This is a genomic window from Streptomyces sp. NPDC038280 (assembly GCF_055600045.1).
Window position 1 is genome coordinate 134580 of sequence record NZ_JBVJYZ010000001.1, and the last position, 12633, is coordinate 147212.

General features: G+C 70.9%; 10 protein-coding genes. 4 read left to right on the top strand and 6 right to left on the bottom strand.

The window, feature by feature from the left end:
- Nucleotides 1-8: 8 nt before the first annotated feature.
- On the top strand, nt 9-2351 hold the full coding sequence (locus ACZ7J0_RS00625) for an ATP-binding cassette domain-containing protein (protein WP_470882792.1): 2343 nt from the start codon (nt 9-11) through the stop codon (nt 2349-2351).
- Between the two features lie 9 nt (nt 2352-2360).
- Here the strand turns inward: ACZ7J0_RS00625 and ACZ7J0_RS00630 are convergent, their stop codons facing one another.
- From ACZ7J0_RS00630 to ACZ7J0_RS00640, 3 genes are read right to left on the bottom strand one after another with little or no spacing between them, the layout of a single operon-like run.
- A complete protein-coding gene (locus tag ACZ7J0_RS00630) occupies nt 2361-3107 on the bottom strand; it encodes a succinate dehydrogenase/fumarate reductase iron-sulfur subunit (protein WP_470882793.1) in 747 nt (248 codons plus the stop codon).
- A complete protein-coding gene (locus ACZ7J0_RS00635; RefSeq protein ID WP_470882794.1) occupies nt 3104-5050 on the bottom strand; it encodes a fumarate reductase/succinate dehydrogenase flavoprotein subunit in 1947 nt (648 codons plus the stop codon). Before ACZ7J0_RS00635 ends, ACZ7J0_RS00630 begins: the two co-directional genes overlap by 4 nt.
- 1 nt (nt 5051) lies before the next feature.
- Nucleotides 5052-5759, bottom strand: coding sequence for a succinate dehydrogenase (locus tag ACZ7J0_RS00640; protein WP_470882795.1), 708 nt, complete (start codon nt 5757-5759; stop codon nt 5052-5054).
- Nucleotides 5760-5854: 95 nt separating this feature from the next.
- Here ACZ7J0_RS00640 and ACZ7J0_RS00645 point away from each other — a divergent pair, with 95 nt between their 5' ends.
- Nucleotides 5855-6769: a LysR family transcriptional regulator gene (locus ACZ7J0_RS00645; protein ID WP_470882796.1), complete on the top strand. Its 915-nt coding sequence runs from the start codon at nt 5855-5857 to the stop codon at nt 6767-6769.
- A gap of 70 nt (nt 6770-6839) precedes the next feature.
- Here the strand turns inward: ACZ7J0_RS00645 and ACZ7J0_RS00650 are convergent, their stop codons facing one another.
- The 3 genes from ACZ7J0_RS00650 to ACZ7J0_RS00660 all read right to left on the bottom strand — a co-directional run bounded on the left by ACZ7J0_RS00650 (nt 6840) and on the right by ACZ7J0_RS00660 (nt 11073).
- On the bottom strand, nt 6840-8999 hold the full coding sequence (locus ACZ7J0_RS00650; RefSeq protein WP_470882797.1) for a putative bifunctional diguanylate cyclase/phosphodiesterase: 2160 nt from the start codon (nt 8997-8999) through the stop codon (nt 6840-6842).
- 2 nt (nt 9000-9001) lie between these two features.
- Nucleotides 9002-9814, bottom strand: coding sequence for an SAM-dependent methyltransferase (locus tag ACZ7J0_RS00655; protein ID WP_470882798.1), 813 nt, complete (start codon nt 9812-9814; stop codon nt 9002-9004).
- A 266-nt stretch (nt 9815-10080) separates the two neighbouring features.
- Nucleotides 10081-11073, bottom strand: a complete 993-nt coding sequence (locus tag ACZ7J0_RS00660) for an SCO0930 family lipoprotein (protein ID WP_470882799.1) — start codon at nt 11071-11073, stop codon at nt 10081-10083.
- 533 nt (nt 11074-11606) lie between these two features.
- Here ACZ7J0_RS00660 and ACZ7J0_RS00665 point away from each other — a divergent pair.
- Nucleotides 11607-11768, top strand: coding sequence for a hypothetical protein (locus ACZ7J0_RS00665; RefSeq protein WP_470882800.1), 162 nt, complete (start codon nt 11607-11609; stop codon nt 11766-11768).
- A 14-nt stretch (nt 11769-11782) separates the two neighbouring features.
- A complete protein-coding gene (locus tag ACZ7J0_RS00670; protein WP_470882801.1) occupies nt 11783-12547 on the top strand; it encodes a bestrophin-like domain in 765 nt (254 codons plus the stop codon).
- Nucleotides 12548-12633: the final 86 nt, after the last annotated feature.

Sequence of the window (12633 nt, forward strand, 5' to 3'; positions counted from 1 at the left end):
CTCCGGGGATGCACGGCAGCCCCCATGACCCGTTCGTCCGCGTCCGCGGAGCCCGCGAGCACAATCTCGACCAGGTCGACGTGGACATCCCCCGCGACGCGATCACCGTCTTCACCGGGGTCTCCGGGTCAGGCAAGTCATCGCTGGCGTTCGGGACGATCTACGCCGAGGCGCAGCGCCGCTACTTCGAATCGGTGGCGCCGTACGCCCGGCGGCTGATCCACCAGGTGGGCGCGCCCAAGGTCGGTGAGATCACCGGTCTGCCGCCGGCCGTCTCGCTGGAACAGCGGCGCTCCTCGCCGGGTTCCCGCTCCTCCGTCGGCACGGTCACCACGCTCTCCAACTCGCTGCGGATGCTCTTCTCGCGCGCGGGCGACTATCCCGAGGGGGCGGACCGGCTCGACTCGGACTCCTTCTCGCCGAACACGGCGGCCGGTGCCTGCCCCGCGTGCCAGGGACTGGGCCGGGTGCACGAGACCAGCGAGGAGTTGCTGGTGCCGGATGCCTCGCTGTCGATCCGCGAGGGCGCGATCGCCGCCTGGCCCGGCGCCTGGCAGGGGAAGAACCTGCGGGACGTGCTCGACACCCTCGGCTACGCCGTCGACCGGCCGTGGCGCGAGCTCGACGCCGCGGACCGCGAGTGGATCCTGTTCACCGACGAGCAGCCGGTCGTGACGGTCCATCCGGTCCGCGAGGCGGGGCGCATCCAACGCCCGTACCAGGGCATGTACATGAGCGCCCGGCGCTATGTGATGCACACCTTCGCCGACTCCAAGAGCCAGACGCTGCGCGCCAGGGCCGAGCGCTTTCTCAGCAGCGCTCCCTGCCCCGTCTGCCACGGGAGCAGGCTGCGGCCGGAGGCGCTCGCGGTGACCTACGTGGGCCGTACGATCGCTGAGCTGGCCGCCTTGCCGCTGACTTCGCTGGCGGAGGTGCTGCCCATGGGCGCGCGGAGCGAGACGGCCCGGGTACTGACCGGGGATCTGTCGGCGCGGATCGCCACGGTCACCGAGCTCGGGCTCGGCTATCTCAGTCTGGACCGGACGACGCCGTCGCTCTCCAGCGGAGAGCTGCAGCGGCTGCGGCTCGCCACCCAGCTGCGTTCGGGGCTGTTCGGCGTGGTGTACGTCCTTGACGAGCCGTCGGCGGGCCTGCACCCCGCCGACACCGAGGCGCTGTTCGTCGTCCTGGACCGGCTGAAGGCGGGAGGCAACACCGTCTTCGTCGTGGAACACCATCTCGATGTCGTGCGACGTGCCGACTGGCTGGTGGACGTGGGGCCCGGGGCCGGGGTCCACGGCGGAAGGGTGCTGCACAGCGGACCGCCCGGGGAGCTCGCGTCGGTCGCCGAGTCGGTGACCCGCCGGTTCCTCTTCGACCGGGAACCGCCGGCGCGGCGCCCGGTCCGCGAGCCGTCCGGCCGGCTGCGGATCGGCCCGGTGAGCCGGCACAACATCCGGGGCCTGGAGGTGGAGTTCCCCCTCGGTGTGCTCACGGCGGTCACCGGTGTCTCCGGATCGGGGAAGTCGACCCTGGTGGGGGAGCTCACCGGCCAACTTCCTGATGTGCAACGGCTGGTGACGGTCGACCAGAAGCCCATCGGCCGGACCCCCCGGTCGAATCTGGCGACGTACACAGGGCTCTTCGACATCGTCCGCAGACTGTTCACGGCCACCGACGAGGCGCGGGCGCGGGGCTACAGGGCCGGCCGGTTCTCCTTCAACGTGAAGGGCGGCCGGTGCGAGACCTGTCAGGGCGAGGGGTTCGTCTCCGTGGAGCTGCTGTTCCTGCCGAGTACGTACGCCCCCTGCCCCGACTGCCACGGCGCCCGCTACAACGACGAGACCCTCCAGGTGCGGCACACCGGCCTGAACATCGCCGAGGTGCTCGATCTGACGGTCGAGGCGGCGGCGGACTTCTTCGCGGACACCCCCGCCGCCGCCCGCAGTCTGCGCACCCTGCTCGACGTGGGGCTCGGCTATCTCCGACTGGGCCAGCCCGCGACGGAGCTCTCCGGCGGCGAGGCGCAACGGATCAAACTCGCCGCCGAACTGCAGCGGCAGCGTCGCGGCCACACTCTGTACGTCCTGGACGAGCCGACGACCGGTCTGCACCCGGCCGATGTGGACGTGCTGATGCGCCGGCTCCACCAGCTGGTGGACGCGGGCCACTCGGTGGTGGTCGTGGAGCACGACATGGACGTGGTCGCCGAGGCGGACTGGGTGATCGACCTGGGGCCGGGTGGTGGCGACGAGGGAGGCAGGATCGTCGCCACCGGCACACCGGGCCGGGTCGCGCGGGCGGAGGGGAGCCGCACGGCTCCCTACCTCGCCCGCGCCCTGGGCCACTGAACGCCCGCGTCAGCGGCGGACCTTGCGGTTCGCCCGCAGCCACTCCTTGTTCATCGCCGCGATCGACGGCAGCGGGATGCCCTTGGGGCAGGCCGTCGCGCACTCGCCGGTGAGGGTGCAGCCGCCGAAGCCCTCCGCGTCCATGGTGGCGACCATGTCGAGGACGCGGGTCTCGCGCTCCGGTGCGCCCTGCGGCAGCACATTGAGATGGTTGATCTTCGCCGAGGTGAAGAGCATCGCCGAGCCGTTGGGGCAGGCGGCGACGCAGGCGCCGCAGCCGATGCACTCGGCGTGCTCGAAGGCGAAGTCCGCGTCGGACTTGGGCACCGGGGTCGCGTGGGCGTCCGGGGCCGCACCGGTCGGGGCGCTGATGTAGCCGCCGGCCTGGATGATCCGGTCGAACGCGGACCGGTCCACGACCAGGTCCTTGACGACCGGGAACGCGGAGGCGCGCCAGGGCTCGACGTCGATGGTGTCGCCGTCCTGGAAGGACCGCATGTGGAGCTGGCAGGTGGTGGTGCGCTCGGGGCCGTGGGCGTCGCCGTTGATGACGAGGCTGCACGCACCGCAGATGCCCTCCCTGCAGTCGTGGTCGAAGGCGACCGGCTCCTCGCCGCGCAGGATGAGGTCCTCGTTGAGGGTGTCGAGCATCTCCAGGAACGACATGTCGGAGGAGATGTTGTCGACGTCGTAGGTGGCCATGGCGCCGGGGGCGTCGGCGTTCTTCTGGCGCCAGACGCGCAGGGTGAGCCTCATGCGTAGCTCCGCTGGGTGGGGTGGACGTACTCGAAGACGAGGTCTTCCTTGTGCAGGACGGGGGCGTCGCCGGTGCCCTGGAACTCCCAGGCGGCGGCGTAGGAGAACTCCTCGTCCCGGCGGGCGGCCTCGCCGTCCGGGGTCTGGGACTCCTCTCGGAAGTGCCCGCCGCAGGACTCCTCCCGGTGCAGTGCGTCGAGGCACATCAACTCGGCGAGTTCGAGGTAGTCGACGACGCGGTTGGCCTTTTCCAGCGACTGGTTGAACTCCTCGCCGGTGCCGGGAACCTTGATCCGGCGCCAGAACTCCTCGCGGATCTGCGGGATCCGGTCGAGCGCCTTGCGCAGGCCGTCCTCGGTACGCGCCATCCCGCAGAACTCCCACATCAGTTCGCCGAGTTCGCGGTGGAAGGAGTCCGGGGTCCGGTCTCCGTCGACGGCGAGGAGCAGGTTCAGCCGGTCCTGGGTCTCGGCCAGCACCTCCTGGACGGCGGGGTGGTCGGGCGTGACCTGCTGCGCGTGGGGGTTGCGGGCCAGGTAGTCGTTGATCGTCGACGGCAGGACGAAGTATCCGTCGGCGAGGCCCTGCATCAGCGCGGAGGCGCCGAGCCGGTTGGCACCGTGGTCGGAGAAGTTGGCCTCGCCGATGGCGAAGAGGCCGGGGACGGTGGTCTGGAGGTCGTAGTCGACCCACAGACCGCCCATCGTGTAGTGCACGGCGGGGTAGATCCGCATCGGCGTCTCGTACGGGTTCTCCGCGGTGATCCGCGCGTACATCTCGAAGAGGTTGCCGTACTTCTCCTCGACGGCCTCGCGGCCCATCCGCCTGATGGCGTCGGCGAAGTCGAGGTAGACGCCCTGGCCGCCGGGGCCCACACCGCGCCCCTCGTCGCAGACGTTCTTCGCGGCGCGGGAGGCGATGTCGCGGGGGACGAGGTTGCCGAAGGACGGGTAGACGCGCTCCAGGTAGTAGTCGCGCTCGTCCTCGGGGATCTCGTTCGCCGGACGGGTGTCGCCCTGCGCCTTGGGGACCCAGATGCGGCCGTCGTTGCGCAGCGACTCGCTCATCAGGGTCAGCTTGGACTGGTGGTCGCCGGTGCGCGGGATGCAGGTGGGGTGGATCTGGGTGAAGCAGGGGTTGGCGAAGTACGCGCCGCGCCGGTGCGCCCGCCAGACGGCGGTCGCGTTGGAGTTCATGGCATTGGTCGACAGATAGAAGACATTGCCGTAGCCGCCCGAGGCGAGGACCACCGCGTCGGCGAAGTGGGTGGAGATCTCTCCGGTGATCAGGTCGCGGGCGACGATGCCGCGCGCCCGGCCGTCGACGACGACGAGGTCCAGCATCTCGGTGCGCGGGTGCATCTCGATGCCGCCCGAGGCGATCTGCCGGGAGAGCGCCTGGTAGGCGCCGAGGAGGAGCTGCTGGCCCGTCTGGCCCCGGGCGTAGAAGGTACGGGAGACCTGGACGCCGCCGAAGGAGCGGGTGTCGAGGAGACCGCCGTACTCGCGGGCGAAGGGCACGCCCTGGGCGACGCACTGGTCGATGATCTCCACCGAGATCTGCGCCAGCCGGTGGACGTTGGACTCCCGGGCGCGGAAGTCGCCGCCCTTGACGGTGTCGTAGAAGAGCCGGTGGATGGAGTCGCCGTCGTTGCGGTAGTTCTTGGCGGCGTTGATGCCGCCCTGGGCGGCGATGGAGTGGGCGCGGCGCGGAGAGTCCTGATAGCAGAACTGGACGACGTGGTAGCCCTGTTCGGCCAGAGTGGCGCCGGCCGACCCGCCCGCGAGGCCGGTGCCGACGACGATGACCGTGTGCTTGCGCCGGTTGGCCGGATTGACCAGCTTGGCCTCGAAGCGGCGCTTGTCCCAGCGCTCGGCGACGGGACCCGAGGGGGCCTTGCTGTCGACGACGGGTTCGCCGGTGATGTAGTCGGAAAAGTTCATGTCAGCTCACGACTCCGGTCATGACGGCGACGGGTACGGAGATGAAGCCCGCGGTCAGCACCAGCGCGAGGGCGTTGGCGAGGAATCTCAGCGCGCGTTCGCGGGCGGCGTTGCCCACGCCGAGGGTCTGGGCGGCACTCCAGAATCCGTGCCGGACGTGCAGGCCGACGGCCAGCATCGCGACGATGTAGATCACGTTGCCGTACCAGGTGGAGAAGGTGTCCACGACGTTCTGGTACGGATGGCCCTCCTGGAATCCGCCCGGGTGGACGGTGCCGGTGGTCAGGTCGAGCACGTGCCAGACGATGAAGAGGGCGACGATGACACCGCCCCAGCGCATGGTGCGGGTGGCGTAGCTCGCCCGCGCGCGCTTGTGGGCGTAGGCGGTGGGCCTGGCCCTGATGTCACGCCTGCTGAGCTGGTACGCGGAGACGGCATGGCCGACGACGGCGGCGAGGAGCACGATTCGGACGAGCCACAGGGCCCACTCGTGGTGCAGGACGGGGGCGCCCATGACGCGCAGCCAGTGGCCGTAGGCGTTGAACTCCGCGGGGCCGAAGAACACCTTCAGATTGCCCATCACATGGGCGACCAGGTAGCCGAGCATGATCAGGCCGCTCACGGCCATGACCGTCTTCTTGCCGAGGGTCGATCCCCAGAAGGTGCGTGTGGGGGACGGTTGTCGATCCGTCCGCGTTGCCAGAGCCATGGACCTGACGCTAGGGCCGGAGGCCCCGAGAGGTCCAAGACATGGTCTGGCTCATCTCCATAGGCAATGCCTATCGACCACTTATCGTGTGGTGTATGCAATTCCAGCAGCTGCTCTACTTCGTCGCCGTCGCGGAGACCCGTCACTTCACCCGCGCCGCCGAACGGGTCCATGTCTCTCAGCCATCGTTGTCGCAGCAGATCAGGGCGCTCGAGCAGGAGCTGGGCGCCGAGCTCTTCAGCCGGGCCAGGGGCAATATCGCCCTCACTGACGCGGGCGAGGCGCTGCTGCCCCTCGCCCGCCGGATCCTCGCCGACACCGACACCGCGCGGCACGAGATCCAGGAGCTGGCCCAGCTGCGCCGGGGACGGGTCAGGCTCGGGGCGACGCCGAGCCTGTGCACCGGACTGCTGCCCGACGTCCTGCGCTCCTTCCATGATCAGCACCCCGGTGTCCGGCTGCTGATCGAGGAGAGCGGCTCGCACGACCTGGTACGGGAGCTGGCGCGCGGCGCGCTCGATCTGGCGCTGGTGGTGCTGCCGCTGCCGACGCCCTCCCCCGCGCTGACCACGGTCGAGCTGCTGCGCGAGGACCTGGTGGTGGTCTCTCCTCCCGGCCTTCATCCGGGCGGCGCCTCCGCGACGGCGGACGCGCCGGGCCGGCCGGTGCGCATCGCGGATCTGCGCGACCAGCCGCTGGTGATGTTCCGGCACGGCTACGACCTGCGCGAGCTGACCGTCGCCGCCTGCCGGGCCGAGGGCTTCGAGCCGTCGTTCACGGTGGAGGGCGGCGAGATGGACGCGGTGCTCGGGTTCGTACGGGCGGGTCTCGGCGTCGCCGTGGTCCCGGCCATGGTCGCGGCCAGGGCGGGCCGCGACCTGCGGGTGACCGCGCTCGCCAGGCCCGGGCTGCGGCGGACCATCGCGCTGGCACACCGCAGCGACGTGGCGCCGCCGCGTGCGGCCCGCGAGCTCCAGAAGGTACTGCTGGCCTCGCGGGCCCAGTGGTAGGGCGCCGGCGGACGGCCCCGGGGCCGGGTCGGGCCGCGTCGGACTCGTGGCGGACGGCCCCGGGGCCGGGTCAGACCGCGTCGGCGAGGACCAGTGAGTGGATCCGGTCCGGGGCGCCGGGGCGGGCGTAGTACCAGCCCTGGGCCGTGTCGCAGCCGAGTTCGCGCAGCTGCTCCGCCTGGGCGCCCGTCTCCACGCCCTCCACCGTCACCGCGAGCTCCAGGCTGTGCGCCAGCGACACGATCCCTTCGACGATCTTCAGGTCGACCGGGTCGGCGGGATGCCGCTGCATGCCCTGGGTGAAGGAACGGTCCAGCTTCAGGACGCTCACCGGCAGCCGGCGCAGGTTGGCCAGGTTCGAGTAGCCGGTGCCGAAGTCGTCCAGCGCTATGTCCACGCCCATGTCCGCCAGCTGCCGCAGCGGCTTGAGGAGGTCCTCGTCGGCGCCGATCAGCGCCGATTCGGTGACCTCGAGGCACAGGGCGCCCGGTTCGAGTCCGGAGCGCTCCAGGACGTCGACGGTGTCCGCGACGAGGCCCGGGTGGTGCAGCTGGGTGGGGGACAGATTGACGTTGATCCGCAGCGGGCCGCCGTCGGAGTGCCTCCGCTGCCAGTACCGGGCCTGGCGTACGGCTTCCTGGAGGACCCAGCGGCCGAGCGGCACGATCAGCCCGGTGTGCTCGGCGAGCGGGATGAAGCGGTCGGGGCCGAGGACGCCGTGCTGCGGATGGCACCAGCGGACCAGCGCCTCCGCCCCGTGGACGCTCCCGTCGCCGAGATGCACCAGCGGCTGGTACTCGATGAAGAACTCGCCGCGCTCCAGCGCCGCGGGCAGCGCGGTGGTCAGGCCGTGGCGGGTGATGGCGCGGGCGTCCGCCTCCGGGTCGGCCAGCTCGAAACGGTTGCCGCCCGCCGACTTGGCCCGGTACATGGTGATGTCGGCGCTGCGCAGCACCTCGGCGGAAGTCCGTTCGCCGGCCGGGCCCTCGACGACGCCGACGCTGCCGCGCACGGTCAGTTCGCGGCCGTCGAGCCGGATGGGGGTGGCGAGGGCGCCCAGGATGCGGTGGGCGAGCTCGGCGACCTCGGCCTGGGTGTCGGGTCCGGTGGTGAGCGCCACGAACTCGTCACCGCCGAGCCGGGCGACCATCTCCCCGGGCGCGGTGGCGCAGCTCTGCAGCCGGTCGGCGACCTCGACCAGGAGACGGTCCCCGGCGGAGTGGCCGAGGCTGTCGTTGATGGCCTTGAAGCCGTCGAGGTCGAGGTAGCAGAGGCCGAAGCGGGTGTTCCCGGCGGCGGTGAGCGCCTTGTCGAGGCGTTCGAAGAAGAGGGTCCGGTTGGGCAGTCCGGTGAGCGCGTCATGGGTGGCTTCGTAGCGCAGCCGGAGGTTGAGCAGCCGCCGCTCGGTGGTGTCCTCCATGAGCGCCAGCTGGTACTGCGGGCGGCCGTCGGCGTCGCGGAGCAGCGAGACCGTCAGATTGGTCCACAGGACGGTCCCGTCGCCGCGGTAGTACGGCTTCTCGACCCGGTAGTGGTCGCGTTCGCCGCGGACCAGCTCGCTGTAGAGCTTCCAGACGTGCGGGGCGTCCTCGGGATGCACCCACTCGTTGACGTTGCGGCTGCGCACGGTGTGTTCGAGGCCGCCGAACATCCGGGTGAGGGCGTCGTTGACCTCCAGGACGTTTCCCTCGAGGTCGGCGATGCCGATGCCAATGGCCGCGCCTTCGAAGACGGCCCGGAAGCGCGCCTCGGTGGCGTGCAGGGCGTGTTGGGCGTCGATGCGGGCCAGGAGCGCCGAGCGGGCGATGGCCTCCTGCTCGGAGCGGGTGCGCTCGCGCAGGGTGTGGGCGAAGCCGGCGGCCAGCGCGTGCTGGAGGCGGGCGCAGCGGGCTCTCAGGTCCTCGGCGGTCGTGCGCTGTTCCCTACCGCAGTACAGCACCAGGTAGGAGTCGATGACCCCGAGCGTCCGGCTGAGGGCGTCGGCGTCGGTGCAGTGCGCGGCGACCAGCGCGGCGCCGACCCGGTGGGCGGGGGCGGTGTCGAAGGGTCTGGCGTGCAGCGCGTCGCACAACTCGCGGGCGAAGGGCAGCAGATGTTCCTCGAACTCGGCGCGGGTGAGTGACGTCGCCGTGAGCGGGAAGATCGCCCGGCTCCAGATCGTCACGAACCGTCTGAGTCTGTCCTCCAGGCCGTCGGGTTCCGCCGCGGAACCGGATGCCTGCGACGGCATCTTCACGCCTTGCGCCCCACCCCTGCGAAGCCCGAGAAGGCGTATGGATCCTCTTGGTCGACCGGTCCGTCGGGACGCCACAGCGGCATGGAGACCAGGCCGGGCTCGACCAGTTCGTATCCCTCGAAGAAGGCGGCGATCTCCGGGCGGGAGCGCATCACCAGTGGGCTGCGCGCATTGCGGTAGACGTCGACGACGCCGCCCGCCTGCTCCTGGGGCAGCGGGATGCCGTCGTAGGAGGCGTGGGTGAGAACGACCAGGCTGCCGGGCGCCAGGGCGTCGCGGAGCTCCGCGGCGGCCCGCAGGGGCTCGTCCTCGTCCTCCAGGAAGTGCAGTACGGCGACGAGCAGCAGGGCCACCGGCTGGTCCAGGTCGAGGAGTTCGCCGACCCCGGGGTTGTCGATGATGTCCCGCGGCTTGCGCAGGTCGGCGGCGACGACGGTGGCGCGGTCGTTGCCCTCCAGCACGGCCTGGCTGTGCGCGACGGCGACCGGGTCGTAGTCGACGTACACCACCCGGGCCTCGGGGCTCGCGGCCTGCGCGACCTCGTGGACATTGCCGAACGTCGGTATGCCGGAGCCGATGTCGAGGAACTGGGTGATGCCCTCGTCGACGGCGAAGCGGACGGCGCGGCGCATGAAGGCACGATTCGCCTGCATGATCTTCGGCAGCCCCGGCATGAACTCCATGGCCTTGCGGGCGGCCGCCCGGTCAACCTCGAAATTGTGCGAACCGCCCAGATAGAAGTCATACATGCGGGACACGCTCGGCACCGAAATGTCGATGCCCGGCGGGGCCCAGGCGGGACGCTCCATCGATGTCTCCAACAAGTCGCCACGGGGGGTGCGGCCATGTTCCTGGCCGGGTGTTCGAGCCGAGGCTACTGATCGCCCGCCAAGAGAGCGAGCGGAAACGGAAATTCACGGTCCGTTCTTGGTCACACGCCATTGGCACGTGCGGCTTCCGACGGACGCGTCGCGGCCCGAACAGACCGACACAAAGGGTCGCATGCGGCCGGCCCACCGCCACCCCGGGGGGGTGTGACAGTGGGCCGGCGGGCCGGAGTCGCGGCGTGGGGGACCTACTTGGGCGCTCCGACCAGCTTTCCCTGCGGGGAGACGGCGTACCAGGTGCCGCCGACACCCTGGCCGTTGGTGTCACCGGGCTTCTGGTCGCCCGAGAAGGTGTAGATCGGCCAGCAGTCGATGGTCTGCTGCTTGACGCCGTCAGGACGGGCGAAGGTGACGAAGCCCTTCTTGATGATGCCCTCGGTGTCGTTCTTCTCGACCGGGGCCACCACCGGCCACTTCTCCAGGCAGGCTCCGGTGCAGGCCGTCTTCATCGGCCAGGCGGAGTCCTTCTTGAAGCGATAGACCGTCATGCCCTTGGAATCGACCACGACGTCACCGAGCTTGGGGTCCTTGCGGACGGAGAGGCCGGCCAGATCGGCGGAGCCCTCCTGGCCGCTCTCCTCGCCGCCCCCGTAGCCGTCGCCCTCGCCGCCGCCGCCGGCCGCCGGGGCGGCCTTCTTCCCGTCGGGGGCCGCGGCGTACCAGGTGCCGCCCACGCCCTGGCCGTTGGCGTCTCCGGGCTTGGTGTCCTTGGCGTAGCGGTACATGGGCCAGCCCCCGAGGGTGAGCTGCTTGGTGCCGTCGGCGCGGGTCACCTCGCCGAGCAGGGCGGCGTCCGTGCCGGCCGGGACCTTCGCGTCACCGGCGGAGACCACCGGCCAGGCCTTGGCGCACTCCCCCTCGCACGTCGCCTTCGGCGGGCTCGCGGTGTCCTTGTCGAAGCGGTAGAGGGTGAAGCCCTGGCTGTCGGTGACCACCTTGCCGAGCTTCTTGCTGTCCCAGACCGCGAGTTGACCCGCCGGCTTGGCGGCCTGGGTCCCGGTGTCGGCGCCGTAGCCGCTGTCGGAGCCGTAGCCGTTCTCGGCGGGGGCCTGGGCCGGGTTGGCGGCGCCGACCGACTGTCCCCCCAGACGTTCGTCGCCCTTGTCCTGACCGCACGCCGTCGTCAGCGCGAGCACGGCCGCCGCGGTCAGCGCGAGAGAGGCGTTACGCCAGGTCTTCATGTCAACTCCCAAGGGGTTCTATCCGGTTGCGGCGCCTCTGTGTGCCGCTCATGGCCCTAGGTACGGGCGACCGCGTGCCTGGTGTTCAACGGTCGGGGAAAGAATTTCCCGGACGGCTCCAAACACGTCCGGCGCAGAACCCCTCCATCCGGGGAATCGTCGCCGCTCACGGCGTATCCACCGACCCGGCTGACCATGCTCATCGGGTGTACGGATCCCAAGTCGCCCGGACGATGGCGGCCGTCGCGTTCCTGTGGCTCCTGGCCGCACCGCCCGACGCCGACGCCGTCGCCGCCGCTGTCTCCGACAACTGCACCATCGCCACGATCGGGGAGGATCCCGGGTCGTCGGTCGCCATCGCGGGGTCGGCCACCTGTAGGGCGGGGCCGCCTCCCGCTCCCAAGCCCCGGCCTCCGAAGCCGAAACCGGCTCCGCCGCCGCCCCCTCCTCCCGTACGGGTCGCTCCGCCACCACCGCCCCCACCGCCTCCGCCACCCCCTCCCCCGGCACCCCCGCCGTCCCCCGAACCGTCCGTGCGGCCCAAACCCCCCGCGCCGACCCCCGTCGCCCTGCCGGTCTACCGGCCCCTTCGGCGTCCCGAACCCAAGGGAGGCCCCTCCCTGGTGTCGATGACGCTCCTGGTCACCGCCCCCGCGGTGCTCGCGACGGCCGCGCTGCGCCCCCGTTCCCGCTGAGCCGGAGGTTCTCCTTGTCGGAATGGCTTGTTCTGACCATCGCGATGGCCGCCGCGTGCGCCGTCGTGCTCACCATCGTCGTGATCAACCACCGCCGGGTCGGCGACGACGACGATCCGTCCGAGACCCCGGACGTCATGGAGTACATGACGATGATGATCGGCGTGGTCTACGCGATTGTCCTCGGTCTCGCCATCGCCGGCGTGTGGGAGGCGCGCGGCGCCGCCCAGGACACCGTGCGCCACGAAGCGCAGGCGCTGCACGAGATCTCGGCGCGCGTCGAGGTGTATCCGGAGGCGGTCCGTCAGCGGATCCGGGCCGACACCGACGCGTACGCGACGCAGGTGGTGACCAAGGAGTGGGACCACATGTCCACGCACGGGGAGCTCACGGAGGAGGGCACGGAACTGCTGGAGCGGGTGCGCCGGGGGGTCACCGACTACAAGCCCGCCAACGACCACGAGGGCCAGGCGTACCAGCCGCTGGTGGACCTGGTGGCGGCGGTGGACGACGCCCGTGGCGCCCGGGGGGAGAGCGCCGGGGCGACCATGCCCGGGGTCGTCTGGTTCGGTCTGATCACCGGCGCGCTCGTGACCGTCGGTCTGATCTTCACGCTGCAGATCCGGCGGACCTTCAGAGAGCTGCTGCTCGCCGGCCTCTTCAGCGCGCTGATCGCCTTTCTGCTCTTCCTGATCTGGGACTTCGACGCGCCGTTCGGGCGGGGCATCTCCGCGACGGCGGGGCCGTTCCTCGACCTGTTTCCGCACATCAGAGGGTGACCGAGGGCCGAATGGGCGACAGCGGTGCCCCATTCGCCCGTCTGGGATCGCGGCTGTGGTAGTGGGCTCCTAGCGTTTCGGGTATC

Bases quoted from the DNA above. Each gene is read 5' to 3' on its own strand.
- ACZ7J0_RS00625 (WP_470882792.1), top strand. From the start codon at position 9: ATGCACGGCAGCCCCCATGACCCGTTCGTCCGCGTCCGCGGAGCCCGC.
- ACZ7J0_RS00630 (WP_470882793.1), bottom strand. From the start codon at position 3,107: ATGAGGCTCACCCTGCGCGTCTGGCGCCAGAAGAACGCCGACGCCCCC.
- ACZ7J0_RS00635 (WP_470882794.1), bottom strand. From the start codon at position 5,050: ATGAACTTTTCCGACTACATCACCGGCGAACCCGTCGTCGACAGCAAG.
- ACZ7J0_RS00640 (WP_470882795.1), bottom strand. From the start codon at position 5,759: ATGGCTCTGGCAACGCGGACGGATCGACAACCGTCCCCCACACGCACC.
- ACZ7J0_RS00645 (WP_470882796.1), top strand. From the start codon at position 5,855: ATGCAATTCCAGCAGCTGCTCTACTTCGTCGCCGTCGCGGAGACCCGT.
- ACZ7J0_RS00650 (WP_470882797.1), bottom strand. From the start codon at position 8,999: ATGCCGTCGCAGGCATCCGGTTCCGCGGCGGAACCCGACGGCCTGGAG.
- ACZ7J0_RS00655 (WP_470882798.1), bottom strand. From the start codon at position 9,814: ATGGAGCGTCCCGCCTGGGCCCCGCCGGGCATCGACATTTCGGTGCCG.
- ACZ7J0_RS00660 (WP_470882799.1), bottom strand. From the start codon at position 11,073: ATGAAGACCTGGCGTAACGCCTCTCTCGCGCTGACCGCGGCGGCCGTG.